The 22,208-nt window shown below is 53.6% G+C and carries 16 protein-coding genes and 6 pseudogenes; 16 read left to right on the forward strand and 6 right to left on the reverse strand.

All coding sequences use genetic code 11. The annotated features are described in order from the left end of the window. Window positions 1-60 precede the first annotated feature (60 nt). The 11 genes from skp (at window position 61) to ACWWJF_RS16900 (ending at window position 11,963) form a co-directional block, all read left to right on the forward strand. Entirely contained in the window at window positions 61-558 is a 498-nt protein-coding gene (gene skp / locus ACWWJF_RS16850; protein ID WP_455870088.1) for a molecular chaperone Skp, read from the forward strand. Window positions 559-561: 3 nt separating this feature from the next. Continuing rightward, window positions 562-1,584: a UDP-3-O-(3-hydroxymyristoyl)glucosamine N-acyltransferase gene (gene lpxD, locus ACWWJF_RS16855; protein WP_455870089.1), complete on the forward strand. Its 1,023-nt coding sequence runs from the start codon at window positions 562-564 to the stop codon at window positions 1,582-1,584. Window positions 1,585-1,774: 190 nt separating this feature from the next. Continuing rightward, on the forward strand, window positions 1,775-2,230 hold the full coding sequence (gene fabZ, locus ACWWJF_RS16860) for a 3-hydroxyacyl-ACP dehydratase FabZ (protein ID WP_195315614.1): 456 nt from the start codon (window positions 1,775-1,777) through the stop codon (window positions 2,228-2,230). 4 nt (window positions 2,231-2,234) lie between these two features. After that, the gene (gene lpxA, locus ACWWJF_RS16865) at window positions 2,235-3,023 is read left to right on the forward strand and encodes an acyl-ACP--UDP-N-acetylglucosamine O-acyltransferase (RefSeq protein ID WP_455870090.1); all 789 of its coding nucleotides are present in this window, start codon (window positions 2,235-2,237) and stop codon (window positions 3,021-3,023) included. Window positions 3,024-3,026: 3 nt separating this feature from the next. After that, a complete protein-coding gene (lpxB, locus tag ACWWJF_RS16870; RefSeq protein WP_455870091.1) occupies window positions 3,027-4,190 on the forward strand; it encodes a lipid-A-disaccharide synthase in 1,164 nt (387 codons plus the stop codon). After that, the gene (gene rnhB, locus ACWWJF_RS16875; RefSeq protein ID WP_455870092.1) at window positions 4,183-4,779 is read left to right on the forward strand and encodes a ribonuclease HII; all 597 of its coding nucleotides are present in this window, start codon (window positions 4,183-4,185) and stop codon (window positions 4,777-4,779) included. Before lpxB ends, rnhB begins: the two co-directional genes overlap by 8 nt. 82 nt (window positions 4,780-4,861) lie before the next feature. Continuing rightward, window positions 4,862-8,344 carry a DNA polymerase III subunit alpha gene (dnaE, locus tag ACWWJF_RS16880; protein ID WP_455870093.1) on the forward strand — a complete coding sequence of 1,161 codons (3,483 nt, stop codon included), beginning with the start codon at window positions 4,862-4,864 and terminating at the stop codon, window positions 8,342-8,344. 12 nt (window positions 8,345-8,356) lie between these two features. Continuing rightward, window positions 8,357-9,316 (forward strand): acetyl-CoA carboxylase carboxyl transferase subunit alpha, encoded by a 960-nt coding sequence (gene accA / locus ACWWJF_RS16885; protein WP_455870094.1) that lies wholly within the window; start codon window positions 8,357-8,359, stop codon window positions 9,314-9,316. A 105-nt stretch (window positions 9,317-9,421) separates the two neighbouring features. Beyond that, on the forward strand, window positions 9,422-9,811 hold the full coding sequence (locus ACWWJF_RS16890) for a VOC family protein (protein ID WP_455870095.1): 390 nt from the start codon (window positions 9,422-9,424) through the stop codon (window positions 9,809-9,811). Then, complete coding sequence (gene tilS, locus ACWWJF_RS16895; RefSeq protein WP_455870096.1) at window positions 9,738-11,129, forward strand: tRNA lysidine(34) synthetase TilS; 1,392 nt, start codon at window positions 9,738-9,740, stop codon at window positions 11,127-11,129. Before ACWWJF_RS16890 ends, tilS begins: the two co-directional genes overlap by 74 nt. A gap of 139 nt (window positions 11,130-11,268) precedes the next feature. After that, window positions 11,269-11,963, forward strand: a protein-coding gene (locus ACWWJF_RS16900) for an IS1 family transposase (RefSeq protein WP_455870097.1) whose coding sequence is annotated in 2 segments (ribosomal slippage) — window positions 11,269-11,512 and window positions 11,512-11,963 — 696 coding nt in all. Because the reading frame shifts where the segments join, the coding sequence is not laid out codon by codon here. A 100-nt stretch (window positions 11,964-12,063) separates the two neighbouring features. On the opposite strand, the pseudogene ACWWJF_RS16905 reads toward ACWWJF_RS16900, so the two are convergent. Continuing rightward, window positions 12,064-13,269: pseudogene (locus tag ACWWJF_RS16905) on the reverse strand (IS3 family transposase). A gap of 39 nt (window positions 13,270-13,308) precedes the next feature. Beyond that, window positions 13,309-14,136: pseudogene (locus ACWWJF_RS16910) on the reverse strand (alpha/beta fold hydrolase); the annotation flags it as partial. Between the two features lie 378 nt (window positions 14,137-14,514). On the opposite strand from ACWWJF_RS16910, the gene ACWWJF_RS16915 reads away from it, so the two are divergent. Next, window positions 14,515-15,018, forward strand: a complete 504-nt coding sequence (locus tag ACWWJF_RS16915) for a GNAT family N-acetyltransferase (protein WP_455870098.1) — start codon at window positions 14,515-14,517, stop codon at window positions 15,016-15,018. 49 nt (window positions 15,019-15,067) lie between these two features. On the opposite strand, the pseudogene ACWWJF_RS16920 reads toward ACWWJF_RS16915, so the two are convergent. The 3 genes and pseudogenes from ACWWJF_RS16920 to ACWWJF_RS16930 all read right to left on the reverse strand — a co-directional run. Beyond that, window positions 15,068-16,117, reverse strand: a pseudogene (locus ACWWJF_RS16920) (IS256 family transposase); the annotation flags it as partial. An 8-nt stretch (window positions 16,118-16,125) separates the two neighbouring features. Next, a complete protein-coding gene (locus tag ACWWJF_RS16925) occupies window positions 16,126-17,457 on the reverse strand; it encodes an IS4 family transposase (protein WP_455870099.1) in 1,332 nt (443 codons plus the stop codon). Window positions 17,458-17,527: 70 nt separating this feature from the next. Further along, window positions 17,528-18,387, reverse strand: a protein-coding gene (locus tag ACWWJF_RS16930; RefSeq protein ID WP_455870100.1) for an IS5 family transposase whose coding sequence is annotated in 2 segments (ribosomal slippage) — window positions 17,528-18,042 and window positions 18,042-18,387 — 861 coding nt in all. Because the reading frame shifts where the segments join, the coding sequence is not laid out codon by codon here. A gap of 68 nt (window positions 18,388-18,455) precedes the next feature. Here ACWWJF_RS16930 and ACWWJF_RS16935 point away from each other — a divergent pair. From ACWWJF_RS16935 to ACWWJF_RS16945, 3 pseudogenes are all read left to right on the forward strand, one after another. Next, window positions 18,456-18,800, forward strand: a pseudogene (locus ACWWJF_RS16935) (DNA-binding protein); the annotation flags it as partial. 123 nt (window positions 18,801-18,923) lie between these two features. Then, a pseudogene (locus tag ACWWJF_RS16940) lies at window positions 18,924-19,058 on the forward strand (hypothetical protein); the annotation flags it as partial. A 180-nt stretch (window positions 19,059-19,238) separates the two neighbouring features. Next, window positions 19,239-20,225, forward strand: a pseudogene (locus ACWWJF_RS16945) (Mu transposase C-terminal domain-containing protein); the annotation flags it as partial. Between the two features lie 6 nt (window positions 20,226-20,231). Here ACWWJF_RS16945 and ACWWJF_RS16950 read toward each other — a convergent pair. Further along, window positions 20,232-21,563 (reverse strand): IS4 family transposase, encoded by a 1,332-nt coding sequence (locus ACWWJF_RS16950; protein ID WP_455870101.1) that lies wholly within the window; start codon window positions 21,561-21,563, stop codon window positions 20,232-20,234. A gap of 129 nt (window positions 21,564-21,692) precedes the next feature. On the opposite strand from ACWWJF_RS16950, the gene ACWWJF_RS16955 reads away from it, so the two are divergent. Then, the gene (locus tag ACWWJF_RS16955; protein ID WP_455870102.1) at window positions 21,693-22,169 is read left to right on the forward strand and encodes a Mu transposase C-terminal domain-containing protein; all 477 of its coding nucleotides are present in this window, start codon (window positions 21,693-21,695) and stop codon (window positions 22,167-22,169) included. Window positions 22,170-22,208: the final 39 nt, after the last annotated feature.

Here is a 22,208-nt window from a genome sequence, read left to right on the forward strand (position 1 = left end):
GACCCAGATCTTTGTGCACGTTAATGTGTGATAAAAAAGATCAGGTTGAGGAGTAATAACGTGAAAAATTGGTTGTGTGCCGCAGGTCTCGGTTTAGCTCTGGCAGCGTCTGCCAGCGTTCAAGCGGCCGACAAAATTGCCGTTGTCAACGTTGCCAGCATTTTCCAGCAGTTGCCGCAGCGTGAAAACGTTGCCAAGCAGTTGGAAAACGAGTTTAAAGGTCGTGCATCTGAATTGCAGAAAATGGAAAGCGATCTGCAAACCAAAATGCAAAAATTGCAGCGTGATGGTTCTACCATGAAAGCCAGCGACCGCAGCAAATCTGAAAACGATCTGATGGCGCAGCGTGAGCAGTTCTCTAACAAGGCTCAGGCGTTTGAACAAGACAATCGCCGTCGCCAGATGGAAGAACGTAACAAGATCCTGAGCCGTATTCAGGATGCCATCAAAAGCGTTGCCAGCAAAGATGGTTACGATATCGTGATTGATGCCAACGCGGTTGCCTATGTCGGTAACGCGAAAGACATCACGGCTGATGTGCTGAAACAGGTTAAATAACTCATGGTTTCAATTCGACTGGACGCCTTGGCAGCACAGTTGGATGCGCAATTACACGGTGATGGCGATATCGTCATCACCGGTGTTGCTTCTATGCATTCGGCACGCTCTGGACAAATCACCTTTCTTTCAGACAGCCGCTATCGTGAGCAACTGACCACGACACAGGCATCCGCCGTGATAGTGACAGAAGCTGACCTGCTTTACTGCAAGGCAGCTGCGTTGGTGGTGAAAAACCCGTATCTGACTTATGCGCGTATGGCGCAATTGATGGATACCACGCCGCAACCTGCGCAGGATATCGCACCCAGTGCGGTGATTGCCGATGATGCCGTGCTAGGGCGCAATGTCGCCATCGGTGCGAATGCGGTTATCGAGTCAGGCGCAGAGTTAGGCGATGGTGTGGTGATTGGTGCCGGTTGTTTTGTCGGGAAACACGCCAGGATTGGCGCGGGCTCTCGTCTGTGGGCCAATGTGACGGTCTATCATCGGGTTGAATTGGGGGCACAATGCCTGATTCAATCTGGTGCTGTGATTGGTTCCGATGGTTTTGGCTATGCCAACGAGCGTGGCAATTGGGTCAAGATCCCGCAGTTAGGAACGGTACGCATCGGCGATCGTGTTGAGATTGGTGCTAACACCACCATTGACCGCGGTGCACTGGACGACACCATTATTGGTGACGGCGTTATCATTGATAACCAATGCCAGATTGCACACAACGTCGTGATTGGCGACAATACAGCAGTCGCTGGTGGCGTTATCATGGCTGGCAGCCTGAAAATTGGCCGTTACTGCATGATTGGCGGTGCCAGTGTGATCAATGGCCATATGGAAATTTGCGATAAGGTTACGGTTACCGGCATGGGGATGGTAATGAGACCTATCACCGAACCCGGCGTATACTCATCGGGAATTCCGTTACAGCCAAACAAAACGTGGCGTAAAACCGCAGCGCTGGTGATGAGTATTGATGATATGAGCAAACGGCTGAAAGCCGTTGAGCGTAAAGTCAACCAGGATTGATATCTGTGCCAGCCTCGCCAAAACAGTGGCGGCGGCTTGATGGAGACGGGTTTATACGCGTTGGTTGTTGTGGATTGCCTGCTTAGTCTGGCGTAAAAATCCTTATTTGCGGCCTGCCAGATGATCCTCCTTTTGGGATCTCGCAGGCCGTGTTGTTGACGGCATCAGTTTTACGGACAGGAAGAGTATTTTGACTACTAACACTCATACTCTGCATATTGAAGAGATTTTAGAACTACTACCGCACCGCTTCCCCTTTTTGCTGGTGGACCGTGTATTGGATTTCGAAGAAGGGAAATTCCTGCGTGCGGTGAAAAACGTCTCTTTCAACGAACCCTTCTTTCAGGGACACTTCCCCGGTAAGCCCATTTTCCCCGGCGTGCTGATTCTGGAAGCCATGGCCCAGGCTACGGGCATTCTGGCATTTAAAAGCGTGGGTAAGCTGGAACCGGGTGAACTTTACTACTTCGCGGCTGTGGACGAGGCGCGTTTCAAACGTCCGGTGCAGCCAGGGGATCAGATGATTCTTGAAGTTGAATTCATTAAAGAGCGCCGTGGTGTTGCACGTTTCAAAGGCGTCGCCAAAGTGGATGGCGAAGTGGCTTGTGAAGCGTCCATGATGTGTGCTCGTCGTCGGGAGGCCTGATAACGTGATTGATCAAACCGCCTTTATTCATCCCAGCGCTATTGTTGAAGACTGTGGCATTATTGGTGCGCGTGTACACATTGGCCCGTTCTGCTATGTCGGTTCTCACGTTGAGATCGGCGAAGGCACGGTATTAAAATCCCATGTTGTGGTAAATGGGATCACTAAAATCGGCCGTGATAATGAGATCTACCAATTTTCCTCCATTGGTGAGGTAAATCAGGATCTGAAATACGCGGGTGAACCGACTCGCGTAGAGATCGGCGATCGTAACCGTATTCGTGAAAGTGTCACGATTCATCGTGGTACGGAACAAGGTGGTGGATTGACTAAAGTCGGCAGCGATAATCTGCTGATGATCAACACGCATATCGCCCATGACTGCGTCATTGGTAACCGCTGCATTCTGGCGAACAATGCCACGCTGGGTGGACACGTAGAAGTCGATGATTTTGCTATCATCGGCGGCATGACAGCGGTGCACCAGTTCTGTGTCATCGGTGCACACGTTATGGTCGGAGGCTGTTCCGGCGTGGCGCAAGATGTGCCGCCCTACGTCATTGCTCAAGGTAACCATGCGACGCCGTTTGGCCTCAACATTGAGGGGCTGAAACGCCGCGGGTTCGAAAAAGAGACCCAGCAGGCGATTCGTAACGCCTACAAGCTGCTGTATCGCAGTGGGAGAACGTTGGAAGAGGTGAAACCGGAAATCGAAGCGCTGGCGAAAGATCATCCTGCGGTTCAAGCATTTATCGATTTCTTTGCCCGTTCTACCCGCGGCATTATCCGGTAATTCATGTCAACGCGTCCCCTTGTGATTGGTATCGTCGCCGGAGAAACCTCCGGCGACATTCTTGGTGCAGGCCTGATCCGAGCGCTGAAAAGCCAGATGCCTGACGCTCGCTTTGTCGGCGTAGCTGGGCCACGTATGCAGGAAGCCGGGTGTGAAACCTGGTATGAGATGGAAGAGCTTGCAGTGATGGGGATCGTCGAGGTGTTAGGGCGTTTGCCGCGCCTGCTGTCGATCCGCCGTGATCTTACGCAGCGTTTCACCGAGCTTGCGCCCGACGTTTTTGTTGGCATTGATGCGCCCGATTTTAATATCACTCTCGAAGGCCGCCTCAAAGCGCGCGGTATCCGCACCATTCATTACGTCAGCCCCTCCGTATGGGCCTGGCGCCAGAAACGCGTTTTCAAAATTGGGCGTGCCACCAATCTGGTGTTGGCGTTTCTTCCCTTTGAAAAAGCGTTTTACGACAAATTCAACGTGCCTTGCCGCTTTATCGGCCACACCATGGCCGATGCCATGCCGTTACAGCCGGATAAACTGGCGGCGCGCGTACATTTAGGCATCGCGCCTGAGCGCCATTGCCTGGCGCTGCTGCCGGGTAGTCGCGGGGCTGAGGTGGAGATGCTGAGCGCCGATTTTTTACGCAGCGCGCAGCTATTACGCCAACGCTATCCTGATTTAGCCGTGTTGGTGCCGTTGGTGAATGCCAAGCGGCGTGAGCAATTTGAACGCATTAAGCAAGAAACGGCCCCCGAGCTGGATGTGCATATGTTGGATGGTCAGGCGCGTGAAGCGATGATCGCCAGCGATGCGGCGCTGCTGGCGTCCGGCACCGCAGCGTTGGAGTGCATGCTGGCAAAATGCCCGATGGTCGTGGGCTATCGCATGAAGCCCTTTACGTTCTGGCTGGCAAAGCGGTTGGTAAAAACCCCCTGGGTGTCGTTACCGAATTTGCTAGCAGGGCGCGAATTGGTAAAAGAGTTGCTGCAAGAAGATTGCACGCCAGACAAGCTGGCGGCGGCGTTGCTTCCTTGGCTGGAAGGCGCGGAAGACGTGAAACAGTTGCACGAGACCTTTTTGGCGCTGCACCAACAGATTCGTTGTGATGCGGATACGCAGGCGGCACAGGCTGTAATGGAATTGGCCCGAGGTGAAGTGAACCATGTATGATGTTTTTGTCTATCCAGATGCGACGCGCATAGCTGGTGTAGATGAAGTGGGGCGCGGCCCGTTGGTGGGGGCGGTTGTCACCGCCGCGGTGATTCTCGATCCGCAGCGTCCAATCGTTGGATTGGCTGATTCAAAACAGCTCAGTGAAAAACGCCGCCTGGCGCTTTATGATGAGATCAAAGACAAAGCGCTGTCATGGAGTTTGGGGCGCGCCGAGCCCGAAGAGATTGACCAATTGAATATCCTGCATGCCACGATGCTGGCGATGCAGCGTGCCGTTGCAGGGCTGCACCTGGCACCCGATTATGTGCTGATAGACGGCAATCGCTGCCCGCTGTTGCCCATGCCTGCATTGGCGGTGGTGAAGGGCGACAGCCGGGTTGCCGAGATCAGTGCCGCATCGATTATCGCTAAAGTGACGCGAGACCGGGAAATGGTCGAGTTGGATGCCCGTTTCCCTGAATATGGCTTTGCGCAGCACAAGGGTTACCCGACGGCTTATCACCTTGAAAAACTCGCTCTGCTAGGTGCTACTGAGTACCACCGGCGCAGTTTCGCCCCCGTAAAACGCGTATTAGGGTTGGCATAGCCCGTCAACCGCGCGCAATCAGGTAATATCGGTGCCCTGCTCGTAACGCGGGGCTGTTTTCGACAACGTCTAGGATCTGGATATGGCCGAACCACGTTTTGTCCATCTGCGTGTGCACAGTGACTATTCCATGACCGATGGGTTGGCAAAAGTCGGGCCGCTGGTAAAAAAGGCGGCCGCGCTGGGCATGCCAGCACTGGCGATCACGGATTTCACCAACCTGTGCGGGTTAGTGAAATTTTACGGCGGCGCACACGGTGCGGGCGTTAAACCCATTGTCGGTGCGGATGTTCTGGTAAGCAGCGATGTGCTGGGCGATGAACTTGCACAGCTCACCCTGCTCGCCATGGACAACGAGGGCTATCAAAACCTCACGCTGCTGATTTCCCATGCTTATCAGCGCGGCTACGGTGCCGAAGGCCCCACCATCGAACGCGACTGGTTGATCGAGTACGGTAAAGGCTTACTGCTGATTTCAGGTGCCCGACAGGGCGACGTCGGCAAATTTATCCTGCGTGGCAATCAGGCGTTGGTCGAGCAAAGCCTGGCCTTTTATCAAGAGCACTTTCCTGGCCGTTATTATCTGGAACTGATTCGCACCGGTCGCCCGGATGAAGAGAGCTATCTTCACGCGGCGATTGAATTAGCCATGAAGCACCATCTACCGGTGGTAGCGACCAACGATGTTCGATTCATCAACGCCGATGAGTTCGATGCCCATGAAATTCGCGTTGCTATCCACGATGGCTATACGCTTGATGACGCAAAGCGCCCACGTAACTACAGTGCGCAGCAATATATGCGCAGCGAAGACGAGATGTGTGAGCTGTTTGCCGACATCCCGGAAGCACTGGTGAACAGCGTCGAGATAGCCAAACGTTGTAATGTCACCATCCGTCTGGGGGAGTATTTCCTGCCCCAATTTCCGACCGGTGATATGTCCACCGAAGATTTTCTGGTTAAACAGGCCCGTGAAGGACTGGAAGAGCGTCTCGCGTTCCTGTTCCCTGACGAAGAGGTGCGTAAGCAGCGTCGCCCGGAATACGACGAGCGTTTGGAAATCGAACTCAACGTTATCAACCATATGGGGTTCCCTGGCTACTTCCTGATCGTGATGGAGTTTATCCAGTGGTCAAAAGACAACGATGTCCCGGTAGGTCCGGGGCGCGGTTCGGGTGCAGGCTCGCTGGTGGCCTACTCTCTGAAAATCACCGATCTCGATCCGCTTGAATTTGACCTGCTATTCGAACGTTTCCTCAACCCGGAACGTGTGTCGATGCCTGACTTTGACGTCGACTTCTGTATGGAAAAGCGTGACCGGGTTATCGATCACGTTGCTGAGATGTACGGGCGCGATGCGGTATCGCAGATCATTACCTTTGGTACCATGGCAGCCAAAGCGGTTATTCGCGACGTAGGTCGCGTGCTCGGACACCCTTACGGTTTTGTCGACCGCATCTCCAAGTTGGTTCCGCCGGATCCGGGCATGACGCTGGAAAAAGCCTTTGCTGCTGAACCGCAGCTACAGGAAATTTACGACGCCGACGAAGAAGTCAAAGCGCTTATCGATATGGCGCGCAAACTGGAAGGGGTGACGCGCAACGCGGGTAAACACGCCGGTGGGGTGGTAATATCGCCGACCAAAATCACCGATTTCGCACCGCTCTATTGCGATTCGGAAGGAAATCATCCGGTTACCCAGTTTGACAAGAACGACGTGGAATATGCCGGGTTGGTGAAGTTTGACTTCCTGGGGCTGCGCACGCTGACTATTATCGACTGGGCGCTGGAGATGATTAATGCCCGTCGTGCCAGGCAGGGGCTGGAGCCGATTGATATCGCGGCCATCCCGCTCGACGATAAAAAAAGTTTCGACATGCTGCAACGTTCGGAAACCACAGCGGTGTTCCAGCTTGAATCGCGCGGTATGAAAGACCTGATCAAACGTCTGAAGCCGGACTGCTTTGAAGACATGATCGCTCTGGTGGCGTTGTTCCGTCCGGGGCCTTTGCAGTCAGGGATGGTGGATAACTTTATCGACCGTAAACACGGACGTGAGGAAATATCCTATCCTGATATACAGTGGCAGCATGAATCGCTGAAGCCGGTGCTGGAGCCAACCTATGGTATCATCCTGTATCAGGAACAGGTGATGCAGATAGCCCAGGTGCTTTCCGGCTATACGCTGGGCGGTGCAGACATGCTGCGCCGCGCCATGGGTAAGAAAAAACCAGAAGAAATGGCCAAGCAGCGCTCCGTGTTTGAGGACGGCGCGAAGAAGATGGGCGTCGACGGCGAATTGTCGATGAAGATCTTTGACCTGGTAGAAAAATTTGCCGGGTATGGGTTTAACAAATCGCACTCAGCCGCCTACGCACTGGTGTCGTATCAAACGCTGTGGCTCAAGGCGCATTATCCTGCCGAATTCATGGCCGCTGTGATGACGGCGGACATGGATAACACTGATAAAGTGGTGGGGCTGGTGGATGAGTGCTGGCGTATGGGGCTAAAAATCCTGCCGCCGGATATCAACAGCGGGCTGTACCATTTTCACGTCAATAATGACGGGGAAATTGTTTATGGTATCGGCGCGATCAAGGGCGTCGGTGAAGGGCCGATAGAAGCTATCATCGACGCGCGAAATCAGGGCGGGTATTTCCGCGAGTTGTTCGATCTCTGTGCTCGTACTGATATCAAGAAACTGAATCGCCGCGTGCTGGAAAAGCTTATCATGTCCGGTGCGTTTGATCGGCTGGGACCGCATCGCGCGGCGTTGATGAATTCGCTCAACGATGCGTTGAAGGCCGCCGATCAGCATGCCAAGGCCGAAGCTATCGGTCAGGCAGATATGTTTGGTGTTCTGGCGGAAGCGCCGGAGCAGGTAGAGCAGTCCTACAGCACGGTAGCTCCCTGGCCGGAGCAGGTGGTGTTGGACGGTGAGCGGGAAACGTTAGGGCTTTATCTGACGGGCCATCCGATCACGCAGTATCTCAAGGAAATTGAACGCTATGCTGCCGGTTTGCGTTTGAAGGACATGCACCCGACGGATCGGGGCAAAGTAACAACGGCGGTCGGCCTGGTGCTGGCTGCCCGCGTAATGGTCACTAAGCGAGGTAATCGCATTGGCGTGTGTACACTGGACGATCGTTCCGGCCGTTTGGAAGTGATGCTGTTTACTGAAGCGTTGGAAAAGTATCAGCATCTGCTTGAAAAAGACCGAATTCTGATCGTCAGTGGACAGGTCAGCTTTGATGACTTTAGCGGGGGCCTTAAAATGATGGCCCGAGAGGTCATGGATATCAGTGAAGCGCGTGAAAAATATGCGCGCGGGCTTGCTATCTCGCTGACTGACAGGCAAATTGATGACCAGCTATTAAACCGTCTCCGTCAATCGTTGGAACCTCATCGATCGGGGACGATCCCGGTACACCTTTACTACCAGCGAGAGGATGCCTGCGCCCGGTTACGTTTTGGCGCGGCATGGCGTGTGACGCCAACCGATGTGCTGCTTAATGACCTGCGCACACTGCTGGGGAACACCCAGGTGGAACTGGAATTTGACTAAAATAGGAATACTATGAGTCTGAATTTTCTTGATTTTGAGCAGCCGATTGCAGAGTTGGAAGCGAAAATTGACTCGCTGACCTCAGTCAGCCGTCAAGATGAAAAATTGGATATTAATCTGGACGAAGAGATCCAGCGACTGCGGGAAAAAAGCGTTGAACTGACGCGCAAGATTTTTGCCGATCTGGGTGCCTGGCAGATTGCACAATTGGCTCGTCACCCGCAGCGTCCCTACACGCTGGACTATGTCAGCCATATTTTCACCGACTTTGATGAGTTGGCGGGCGATCGCGCCTATGCTGATGACAAAGCTATTGTGGGCGGCATCGCGCGTTTGGATGGGCGTCCGGTAATGATCATTGGTCACCAGAAAGGGCGCGAAACCAAAGAGAAAATTCGCCGCAATTTCGGTATGCCTGCGCCTGAAGGCTACCGTAAAGCGCTGCGCCTCATGGAGATGGCAGAGCGTTTTAACCTGCCGATCATCACCTTTATCGACACTCCGGGCGCGTACCCGGGCGTTGGTGCCGAAGAGCGCGGCCAGTCGGAAGCCATTGCGCGCAACCTGCGTGAGATGTCCGGCCTGAGCGTACCGATTATCTGCACGGTGATTGGAGAGGGTGGTTCCGGTGGTGCATTGGCGATTGGTGTGGGTGACAAGGTCAACATGCTGCAATACAGCACCTATTCTGTGATTTCACCAGAAGGCTGTGCCTCTATCCTGTGGAAAAGCGCCGATAAAGCGCCGCTGGCGGCGGAAGCGATGGGGATCATCGCCCCGCGTCTCAAAGAGCTGAATTTGATTGATGCCATCATTCCTGAACCGCTCGGTTCTGCGCACCGTGATGTGGAAACCATGGCGGCGTCGCTGAAAGCACAACTGCTGTCAGACTTGCGTGAGCTGGATGAATTGGGTAAAGACGCGCTGCTTGATCGCCGTTACCACCGTTTGATGAACTACGGTTACTGCTGATCTCAGACCTATCGCGCTGAATAAAGTCCGCTTTCCGCAAGGAGGCGGACTTTTTGCTATTATGCGGCTATTTCCATTATCACCTTGCCACAACAAGGAGTACGCATGCTGGCGTTAACGGCGATTCACCATATTGCTATTATTGCCTCTGACTACCGGCGCAGTAAGGCATTTTATTGCGATGTCCTTGGGTTTGAGCTGTTGGCGGAAACCTATCGGGCAGAGCGCGACTCATGGAAAGGCGATCTGGCGTTAAAGGGGCAGTACGTTATCGAATTGTTCTCGTTTCCCTCGCCACCGCCACGACCTACTCAGCCTGAATCCTGTGGCCTGCGCCATCTTGCTTTTGCGGTAGCTGACATTGACGAGGCGTGCGACGCACTGCAACGTGCAGGTGTTGCCTGTGAAGCGGTGCGGGTGGATGAATTTACCCAGCGTCGCTTCACTTTCTTACGCGATCCAGATGGATTACCGTTGGAGCTTTATGAGCAGTGAGCGAATCGACGTGGCTGCGCTACTGGAAAACGTAGCGGTGCAACTCTCTGGCTGTCAGCGTGTGCTGGTGGCTTATAGTGGCGGGCTGGATTCCAGCGTGCTGCTGCATATGCTGTATCAATTGATGCAGCAGCGCTCGGATATTGTTGTGCGTGCCGCCTATGTGCACCATGGGTTAAGTACTCACGCGGAGCGTTGGGCGCAGCACTGCATGCATACCTGCCAGCAATGGGATATTACCTGTTCGGTGCTGCCTGTTACGGTGGATGCGCGTGAGCGTGGTGTTGAAGCGGCAGCGCGCGAAGCGCGTTACCAGGCATTACGCCAACATCTGTTACTTGAAGAGGTGCTGCTTACCGCACAGCATCTCGACGATCAGAGCGAAACGTTCCTGTTAGCGCTCAAACGTGGCAGCGGGCCAGCCGGGCTTTCAGCGATGGGGGCTACGGGGCAGTTGGGTGCTAATCGCTTGCTACGTCCATTGCTGGGCGTAGCGCGAGCGCAACTTGAAGATTATGCCCATCATTATCGACTCACGTGGGAGGAAGATGAGAGCAATTGCGACGCGCGTTACGATCGCAACTTTCTCCGTTTGCAGGTATTACCGCAACTAAAACAGCGCTGGCCGTCATTTTCAGAAGCAGTGGCGCGCAGCGCGCGACTGTGTGCCGAGCAGGAACAACTGTTGAATGAATTGCTGGCGCCATTGCTTCAGTCGGCCTGTGACGCGAAAGGCGCGTTGGCGATTGATGCTTTGCTCCCCCTGAGCGAACCGCACCGTTTTGCGCTGTTGCGGCGTTGGCTGAGAGTGCACGAGGTGGCGATGCCTTCACGCGAACAATTGCTGCATCTGTGGCAGGATGTGGCTCTGAGCCGCCAGGATGCAGAACCGTTGTTACAATTGGGAACCGTACAGATTCGCCGCTTTCGTCAGCGTTTATACTGTGTTGCCGAGCGTGTAAACGTCGTTGACCTGGTGTTACCCTGGCAACCTGAGCAAGGCAAACTAATACTTCCGCACCGGTTGGGTTATCTGTCCTTGGACGAACAAGGTATGCGTATCCGACGCCCGCGTCCTGATGAGCAAGTGAGCGTGGGTTTTGGCCTGAAAGGGAAACTGCATATTATTGGGCGCAGTGGCGGACGCTCTGCGAAAAAACTGTGGCAGGAATATGCGATTCCTCCCTGGATGCGTGAACAAATTCCTATTCTGTATTACAACGAATACCCTATCGCAGCCGTTGGCGTTTTTGTGATGCAGGAAGGAGAGGCTCATGATGATACTGCGGCGTGGCAGGTGGCGTGGAGTATGGCGTAGCGCTGATAACAGAATATATCAGCGCTAATCGAGTAACGCCAAGAATGTAATATGGCAGCTAAAATGGTTATCTAAACAACTGGTAATGCCTTCAAATAGTTGGCTTTTGTGATATTCTGCCGCTATTTGAGGTTTCCACGTGGTTACTGTTTTTGTTCATTGCCCTCGCTGCCATTCAGATAAAGTTTATCGACATGGTCTTAGTCCAACTAAGCGCGAACGCTTCCGGTGTCACTGCTGTCGCCGTGTATTCCAGCTTACCTACCGCTATGAAGCGCGAAAGCCGGGAGTCAAAGAGCAGATCATTGATATGGCCTTCAACGGTGCCGGTGTTCGCGATACCGCCAGAACGTTGAAAATCGGCATCAATACGGTCATCCGGGCTTTAAAAAGCTCTCGCCCCGCAGGATAACGTCTTCTCCCGTTGCTCACGCCGACGTCGCCCTTATCTGTGAACTTGATGAGCAATGGAGCTTCGTTGGCAGTAAGGCGCTACAGCACTGGCTCTGGTACGCTTACAATACCAAAACGGGCGGTGTTCTGGCCTACACTTTTGGCCCCCGAACCGATGAGACCTGCCGTGAATTGCTGGCTCTGTTGACACCGTTCAACATCGGCATGATTACCAGTGACAACTGGGGCAGCTATGCAAGAGAGGTTCCGAAGCAGAAACATCTGACTGGCAAGATCTTCACGCAACGCATAGAGCGCAATAACCTGACGCTCCGTACCCGCATTAAACGACTGGCGCGTAAAACGATTTGCTTCTCGCGCTCCGTCGAGATCCACGAAAAAGTCATCGGAGCCTTCATCGAAAAACACATGTTCTACTAATTGGAGTCATTACCAATTTTTTTTACATTTGATAAATACATCGATATAAAGATGAATTATGCACTGCGATAAATCTGATAAATCCGGAAAAGTGTAGTGGTCAACTAATATTGGCCACCGCATTAGACTGTATGTAGAACAGTCGCTCAGATTCGTTTGGAGTTAAGCCGCCGTTATACCAGTGAGGCCGGATAGCGCTGTAATACCCCGTGATGTAGCGGATAATCGCGTCCTGGGCTTCGCTGAAGCTGTTGTAACCCTTTGTCGGCACCCATTCTGTCTTCAGGCTGCGGAAGAACCGCTCCATTGGCGCATTATCCCAGCAGTTACCCCGCCGACTCATACTCTGCTTTATCCGGCAGCGCCACAGGGCTTGCCGGTATTGACGGCTGGTATAGTGGCTGCCCTGGTCGCTGTGGAACATGACTCCTGTTGGTTGTCCCCGGAGTTCCCAGGCCATCTGCAACGCTTTAACTGTCAGCGCCGAGTCCGGCGACGTCGACATGGCCCAGCCCACCGGTTTGCGGGCGAACAGGTCTAGCACCACCGCAAGGTAAGCCCAGCATTTGCCCGTCCAGATGTAGGTCACATCGCCGCACCAGACCTGATCCGGCGCGGTAACCGCGAACTGGCGGTTGAGATAGTTCGGTATTTCAACGTGTTCATTGCCGCCGCGTTTGTATTTGTGAGCCGGTCGCTGGCAGCTGGCGATACCCAGCTCCTTCATCAGCTTGCCAGCCAGCCAGCGCCCCATTTTGACACCGGAGCTGCCGGTGACGATGGTCGCGATACTTCGAGCGCCGGCAGAGCCGCCGCTGGCGTTCCAGGCTTCCATGACGCGACTACACTTAACCACGCGCTCACCGTCGGGTTCATTAGCGGAAGCCTGCCAGTGCCTGTAGCTGCTGCGATGTACCTCAAAAGTTTGGCACAACGCCGTGACCGGGTATCGCGCCCTCAGCCTGTCGACTACCGTGAACCGTTGAGTGAGTCCGACATTAAGAGCGCCGTAGCCTTTTTTAGGATTTCGTTCTCCATTTCAAGGCATTGGACTTTTTTCTTCATCTCACGCAGCTCGAGCTGTTCAGGGGTAAGAGGAAGTCCCGTTGGCGTTTTTCCCTGTCGTTCAAGGCGAAGCTTATTGACCCAGCGACTAATGGCAGAATGGCTGACATTAACCGCCTCTGCGGCCTTAACGTATGTGTAGCCGTGGTCGACAACCAGCTTTGCGGCTTCGAGCTTAAATTCCGCCGTAAAATGTTTACCCATGAGGTCACCTGTCGTGTTGATGAGGTGAGCATATCACCTCCGATCAGGTGGCCAGTATCAGTGTGCCACTACACATCGCGTTGTAATCCGCAGAGGAATTCCAGATATAGATGAAGTCATTGGCATCACTGATCACAGGAGCCGCCAATCGCGCATCCACCATCTTATCCGCCAGCTCACGCGTTGGTGCTTTACTCTGGTAAGCGAGAGTACCGCCCGTTGTGGCGATACTGAACATGATATTGGCGGTCTGCAATGCAGGTGGCTGAGTCTGATAATTACCGTTTTTCCAGGCCGGATCGCGTTTGATTGATTCGATCAACATGCGGCGCAGCATCCAGTTACGACCTGACAGCGCATTGGGTTGTGATGCCATCGGCACCAGCGCATCCATCATGTCCGGGTATTTTTGCCCCCACAGCCAGGTGTGCATTCCTCCCATGGAGTAACCCATAACCAGACGCAAATGTTTGATACCCAACGCTTCCGTCACCAGTCGATATTGTGCCAGCACCATATCATCGTAGTTATATTGCGGGAATTGCGTGCGCAAACCGTCAGAAGGTTTGGAGGATTTTCCCGATCCGATACTTTCGGGGATGATAATAAAGTGTTTCGTCACATCCAGCGGTTGGCCCGGCCCAAACAGCTCGCCGCCAAATCCATCCGCCAGCAGTGCGCTCACCGGCTGGTTGGTACCGTGCAGCAACAGCACCGCAGGCTTACTGCGGTCACCTAACGTGTAATAGTGCAGGCGGAGGTCGTTACGCGTTTCACCGGTATGAAAACGAAACTCAGCAGGCCGCCAGTCGCCTTCCTGAGGCTGCAAGGGTTGTGCGTAAGCGAGGGGAGATAAAAACAGTAAAAACAGGCTAATCCAGCCTGACAACATGCGATGGGCCATACTACTCGTCATCCATAAGGGTAAATGGATTTCAATAATAATGTGTCCCGGGTCACATCCCAATATGGATTGCAGACTAACCATTAAATAACAATAATATATTGTCATAAGGTAAATTTCTGGCGCATCCTATATAATTAGATAATAATCATAATGTTATGATTAAATAACGGGCTAAACGGCCATATCCTTACGATAAATGTGCCTAATCCATTAGACAAGAAAAAATGAGCGGACAAAAAATCAACATAAGGGATTGCATCGTGGTGAGGCTGCCCATGGCCAACGCCTGTTAATCCGGTATTGCACAAAAACCCCGTTCAATGCTATTACAGCGTAAGAAAATGTAATTAGCCCCTATCAGTAAGAGTAAGCACCATGACTATCGCCCTTTCCCTTTCTTTGCGGATGCGCCGCATTACCGCACAGGACAATGCTGCCATTGCGGCAGTGATCCGCCGTGTGTCTGCGGAATTTGGCCTGACGGCAGATAAGGGATATACCGTTTCTGACCCCAACCTGGATAACCTGTTTCAGTTGTATAATCAGCCGAATAGCGCTTATTGGGTCATTGAATACGACGGCGAAGTGGTGGGCGGCGGCGGTATCGCCCCCTTACAGGAGAGGGAAGCGGACGTGTGTGAACTGCAAAAGATGTATTTTTTGCCGATCTTGCGTGGTAAAGGGTTGGCGCGCCAACTTGCGCTGCAAGCGCTCGATTTTGCTCGCCAGAAGGGATTCCGGCGCTGCTATCTGGAAACCACCAGCACGTTGACACAGGCGATTGTGCTGTATCGTAAACTGGGGTTTGAACACATTCCGCACGCGATGGGCAACACCGGCCACGGAGACTGTGAAGTCACCATGCTCAAGCAACTCTAAAACAGCATGCCGAAGGGACCCTGTACATGATTCTGTGTAAATGCCTTTCTCAGTAGTGACCGTCCAGGCGGTCACCGAACTCGATAATAAAACGGCTCATTGCCATACGCCAGTCCCGCAGTGGCATCGTCCATTTCTGTGAGGCCGACTGGATTGCCAGCCATACCACCTTTTTCACTGCGTCGTCAGTCGAGAACACCTTGCGTTTTTTAATCGCATGCCGGATCACACTGTTCAGCGACTCGATGGCGTTGGTTGTGTCGATGACTTTGCGGATATCTGCCGGGTAAGCGAAGAACGTTGCCAGATTGCTCCAGTTCGTCTGCCAGCTCCGGCTTATCTGTGGATAGCGGCTGTCCCATGCGCTGGCGAATGCTTCCAGCGCCTGCTGGCCTGCTTCTTCCGTAGCGGCCTGATAGATGGCTTTCAGGTCGCGTGTGACGGCTTTGTAGTCCTTCCAAGAGACGACCCTCAGGCTGTTGCGTACCATGTGCACGATGCACAGCTGGATGCGGGCTTCCGGATACACCGCGTTGATGGCATCCGGGAAGCCTTTCAGACCGTCGACACAGGCGATGAGGATATCGTTCAGGCCGCGGTTTTTTAGTTCTGTCAGCACATTGAGCCAGAACTTCGCGCCCTCGTTTTCGGCCAGCCACATACCCAGCAGTTCTTTCTGGCCCTCGATGTTGATACCCAGTGCCAGGAACACGGATTTATTGATGACGCGACTGTCCTGCCGGACCTTCAGGATGATAAAGTCAAGGTAAACAATGGAATAGACTGCATCCAGTGGACGATTTTGCCATTCAGTAACCTGTTCCATCACGGCGTCGGTGACCTTCGAGACCAGCGCCAGTGAGACATCCGCGTCATACAGCTCGTTGAACGCAGACGCTATCTCGCGGGTGGTCATCCCTCTGGCGTACAGGGACAGGATTTGGTTATCCATCCCGGTGATCCGGGTCTGGTTTTTCTTCACCAGTTGTGGTTCGAAGGAGCCATCACGATCGCGCGGAGTACGTAGTTCCAGAGGGCCATCGCCGGTGGCCACGGTGTTTGTGGAATAGCCGTTGCGGGAGTTGGCCCCCGGTTTGGGCCACCTCGTTATACACATCTCTGTTCGTGCCTGAGCGCGCGTAGCGTTTCGGCGGCCGTCATGACTTTCTGCAAGCCTTTCCAGATAGTTTTTGCGCCTGGTTCACCGTCGCCTTTTCGAGCAAGAAAGCCTCCCAGTTGCGCAACTAAGCGCAATACTTCGTTTAGCTTAGGGCGGCCCTTGGGCATACGCTTGTTCATCAGTAGGTAAGCTCCATGAGTCTCGTCGGAATCAAAGAACAACATTGCGTCCAGCTCTGGACAGGTTCGTCCCATACGCATTAAATAGGCGATGCGCCATGCCACGATCATGAACAGCGCCAATGCCCGCTCAATGCGATCCACGGTCGATAACTGTAACGCTTCGACACAGCAGCCGTTCTTCAGCACATTGAAGAACATCTCGATTTCCCATCTAGCCCGATACCAGTCGATCAGCTCCACGATATCTTCTCGTCCTTCAGGTACGCGATTGCTCAGCAACCGCCACTCGACCGGCTTCACGCCTGCTGGCGGCTCAATTTCCTTGGCTATCATACAAGTCACTGCCAACCCGCAACGCAGCGACACTCGCTTCACGCGCAGCGCCTGTTTCACCGTACGTGCCTTCTGCCCCGCGCGAGCCGCCATAACGAATTGGATTTCTCCCACCGGCACGGTCTTTCCAACCTTCTGCCAAAGCTTCTCATTACAGTCCAGACTGCGATTATGAGTCGAGCGGATCAACCAGTCAGCCGGAGTGCCAAGGTCATCAGCGAGCTGCATCAACGCCTTGATATCCGCTTCGCGATCGGCTAAGTACACCAGACGTGTGTTTGGCAACTCCGAGGCGAGTTCAGCAACTTGCTCGTATCCCTCGAGCCAGCGCGTACTCTCCTTGATCCCATCGCGTTTTCCGTCTGCATCCTTCGGCTCTCTTGCCCACATCCACGCATCCAGTACGCCCAACCCCACGCGATCCGGACTGACCGCGTAGGTCGGATGCAGGTACAGACCACGCCTGGCTTCGTAGTTCAAGGGACCCAAGCCTTGGATTTGCTGCCCGTTGAAGTCAAGCTCGGTAGTGTCTTGGATACACAGCACAACCTCGTGTTCTCGGATCCTTTCCTGCGTACGCTGCCAGTGAGGTTGCAGAATGTCTCGCCATTCGAATGCTTGGTTCTCCATGAAGCGGTAAGCACCCAGCGTCTCAGACCATCCGAGGCACGCATGCGGAATGCTGGCTTGCGGATTCTCAGCCAGTCGTATCAAAAGCCCTTTGGCGCGCTTATTGAGCCTCGTGTCACCAAGATTTACCCCTTCCAGTTCTTGGTGTGCCCAGCCATCTGAATCCCGTGTCATTTTTCAGCGCCGTAAATGGCGATAGTACACGTCGGTTTCACTTCATTTACAACCCCACCGGCTGCCTATTTCAGCCCGCTAACCCTTGGCATATAAGGCGTTGCGGACTTGTGTATAACGAGGTGAGTTTAACCATCGACAGATAATTCCTCGCCGTTTTGTCATAACGTGTGGCAATACGGCGGTATTCTTTTAATCGGCCAAAACATCTTTCCACTACATTGCGATGACGGTAAGCGCCACTGGCGAACCGTGAGCGCCCGTCCGAAGCCATTTTTTCATTCGTTTTTCGGGGGATGACTGCCTTTATCCCCTTTCGTTTCAGCTCGTTGCGTAGTACATGCCCTGAATAAGCTTTGTCAGCCAGCACCGCATAACCACGACGCTTCATGCTGCCATTCTGGCGCTGAACACCAATACCGTCCAGAAGACGTAATGCGAACTGGCTTTCGTGAGCCTGTCCGGGGCTCAGCAGGATGTTTAACGGGAGACCACTTCCGTCTGTTGCCAGATGGATTTTGGTGCCAAAACCACCGCGAGAGCGACCCAGACCGTTATCTCCGGCGATATCGGGATGTTTTTTTGAGCACCGGCAGCACATTTCAGCGCCCGGATATTACTGCCATCCAGCGCCGTGGCAGACCAGTCAACGAGACCATGCGCATCAAGAGCAGAAAGTAACCTGTTGAAAATAATGTTAATCACACCCGATTTTGACCACCGATTAAAGCGGTTATATACGGTTTTCCACGGACCATATCGCTCAGGTAAATCACGCCATGGAGCACCTGAGCACAGAATCCAGAACATACCATTGATGATTTTACGATGTTCTGCCCATGGACGTCCGGCACGTGGTATTGCTGGTTCAGCAGGCAGTAAAGACTGGATGATCATCCATGCTTCATCGGGAAGGTCGTAGCGAGCCATAGTTCAATATACTGTGGAAACATACGGTTACTATAACTCAGGTAATTAAGGGACACAGCCTAATTGGGATCCCAGGATTGCCTGTGACAGTACAGGGGCTACGGTTAGCACTGAATAAGTGGGCACGTGACTCTGAATCGATGAAACGCAAACGTCCAGGCACCAAGGCTTACGAGTACCACATTGATTGTTTGCCCATTGAAGCCCAATGCGCGATCCGGGAGCGTCATCTTCAACAACTGATGATCGCTGCGCCGGTGGATGATGCAGGCAAAAAAACCACCGTATCAAAGGTCAACACCGATCCGGAGAAGCCTGGCAAGCTCGAGGTTTACCGCCGTTGCCCAGCATTGGTTGGCAATAAACTGGCCGACCTAACGGATAAACAGCGCCAGATTGCCGATGCACGCATGTTATTGGTGCAGCATATCCTCACCATAGGGCAACAACCCCGTTATAGCTGCGCGCAGGCGATCCGCTTTATTGTCCAGCAGGCGAAAAAAGGCCAGTTGCCCGAGAGCATCGCGCAAGCGGCACAGGTGGCTAATGCCAAGAAGGGCAAAAGCCGTCAACTCAGTGAAATCACCCTTAAGCGCTGGCTGGCCGACTACAGAAAGGCCACTACCCCCGCCGAACGTCTGATAGTGCTGGCACCGGGTAAGCGCGAGGTGGTTAAACCCATATCGTTATACACATCTTTTGGCCATTTTTTGAACAGGATGCTCAGAACCCCGTGAATTAAGGCATTCAAGCCATCCCATTGGCTTTTTGAGGTTCAAAATGCCACTCTGAGATAAACCCGTAACTCATTGATTAAACAGTGCGTTAGAAAGATGTGTATAACGATATGGGTTAAACCGGAGCAAATCGCCTGGTTACATGACTATCTGGCGCACTATCGCAAGCCGAACGGGTGCAGCATGAAAGAGGCGTATGCGGATTTTTGCGCCGAGTGGCAACAACGCTATGCCGATGAGCCGCTGATGTTGGCCGCGCAGCCGTCCTATGATGCGGTGCTGTATGCAATGGAGAAACTCCCCGAAATAGTCAAACAGCGCGGGCGCAAAACCGGCAGCGAATATCGCCAGCTGGAAGGGTTTGTCCGCCGAGACTGGACCAGTTTACCGGTTAACTACGTCTGGATTGGCGACGGTCACGGCATGAAGATGAAAGTCGCCCATCCCGACCACGGTCAACCCTTTTCGCCGGAAGTGACCTTTATTCTCGATGGCAGCTGCCGCTATATCACCGGCTGGAGCCTGTCGCTCTCTGAAAACGTGATTGCCGTCACCGATGCCCTGCGTTATGGCATTGCCACTCACGGCAAGCCGTTTCTCTATTACTCGGATAACGGCAGTGGTGAAACCAATCTCACCCTGGATGCAGACGTGACCGGCATTCTACGGCGGCTCGAGATTGACCACCCGACCGGTATCGCCGGCAATCCCCAGGGGCGCGGCATTATCGAACGCCTTAACCGTACCTTGCCCATGTACATTGCCCGCCGCTTTGCCACTTATTACGGTACCGGCGCTGACCGGGAAACCGTGCGCAAGACCGGCAAGGCGCTTAAATCCGCCTTAAACGCTCAATCAAAAGGCGCTGAACTAACCGTCGCCCAGCAGACCACGCTGCGCAAGCTGCCCTCCTGGGAGATGCTGATTGATGAAATCAAGGCCGGCGTCGAGTGGTACAACGCCCGCCCGCACAGTGAATTACCCAAACGCCCCGATGGCCAGCATTACAGTCCGGCCGAGTTTCGCCGCTGGAAACTGGAGCACGACGGCACTGAGCTGGAATGGCTAACACAGTTTGAACTGCGCGACCTGTTTATGCCCACCTCGTTATACACATCTCTGTTCGTGCCTGAGCGCGCGTAGCGTTTCGGCGGCCGTCATGACTTTCTGCAAGCCTTTCCAGATAGTTTTTGCGCCTGGTTCACCGTCGCCTTTTCGAGCAAGAAAGCCTCCCAGTTGCGCAACTAAGCGCAATACTTCGTTTAGCTTAGGGCGGCCCTTGGGCATACGCTTGTTCATCAGTAGGTAAGCGCCATGAGTCTCGTCGGAATCAAAGAACAACATTGCGTCCAGCTCTGGACAGGTTCGTCCCATACGCATTAAATAGGCGATGCGCCATGCCACGATCATGAACAGCGCCAATGCCCGCTCAATGCGATCCACGGTCGATAACTGTAACGCTTCGACACAGCAGCCGTTCTTCAGCACATTGAAGAACATCTCGATTTCCCATCTAGCCCGATACCAGTCGATCAGCTCCACGATATCTTCTCGTCCTTCAGGTACGCGATTGCTCAGCAACCGCCACTCGACCGGCTTCACGCCTGCTGGCGGCTCAATTTCCTTGGCTATCACACAAGTCACTGCCAACCCGCAACGCAGCGACACTCGCTTCACGCGCAGCGCCTGTTTCACCGTACGCGCCTTCTGCCCCGCGCGAGCCGCCATAACGAATTGGATTTCTCCCACCGGCACGGTCTTTCCAACCTTCTGCCAAAGCTTCTCATTACAGTCCAGACTGCGATTATGAGTCGAGTGGATCAACCAGTCAGCCGGAGTGCCAAGGTCATCAGCGAGCTGCATCAACGCCTTGATATCCGCTTCGCGATCGGCTAAGTACACCAGACGTGTGTTTGGCAACTCCGAGGCGAGTTCAGCAACTCGCTCGTATCCCTCGAGCCAGCGCGTACTCTCCTTGATCCCATCGCGTTTTCCGTCTGCATCCTTCGGCTCTCTTGCCCACATCCACGCATCCAGTACGCCCAACCCCACGCGATCCGGACTGACCGCGTAGGTCGGATGCAGGTACAGACCACGCCTGGCTTCGTAGTTCAAAGGACCCAAGCCTTGGATTTGCTGCCCGTTGAAGTCAAGCTCGGTAGTGTCTTGGATACACAGCACAACCTCGTGTTCTCGGATCCTTTCCTGCGTACGCTGCCAGTGAGGTTGCAGAATGTCTCGCCATTCGAATGCTTGGTTCTCCATGAAGCGGTAAGCACCCAGCGTCTCAGACCATCCGAGGCACGCATGCGGAATGCTGGCTTGCGGATTCTCAGCCAGCCGTATCAAAAGCCCTTTGGCACGCTTATTGAGCCTCGTGTCACCAAGATTTACCCCTTCCAGTTCTTGGTGTGCCCAGCCATCTGAATCCCGTGTCATTTTTCAGCGCCGTAAATGGCGATAGTACACGTCGGTTTCACTTCATTTACAACCCCACCGGCTGCCTATTTCAGCCCGCTAACCCTTGGCATATAAGGCGTTGCGGACTTGTGTATAACGAGGTGGTTTATGCCACAGACCGAGCGCACGGTCAGGCGCTGTGAAATCCGTTTCCTTAACAATATTTACTATGCCGCCAAACTGGCCGATGAGCACGACCGCAAGGTGCTGGTGAGTTACGACATTCACGATGCCAGCAAGGTTATCGTGCGCCGCATGGACGGCACTTACCTCTGTGAAGCCTTGTGGGACGGCAATAAACAGCTGGCCTTCCCGGTAACGGCGGAATACCACAACCGGCAGCAACGTATCAAAGGGATGCGTAAGCGGGGTGAGGAGAAAGTGGCATTAGCAGAGGCAGAAAATACCCTGACGTTGCCGGGTGAAAAAGTCAATAACCTCGGCTTACCGGTCAATGTTTATCGACAAAGGGGGAATGCGGCATTACAGGCTGAGGTTGAAGAACAAAACGACCTTGATGCGGAAGCCGCGTTACAACGGGGATTGGCATTACTGGAAGCACAACAGATAGATCCATTGTTGTAAAAAAGCCATCTGGTCTGCCAACCGAATGGCCCAGCGAAA

Source organism: Symbiopectobacterium sp. Eva_TO, assembly GCF_053848865.1.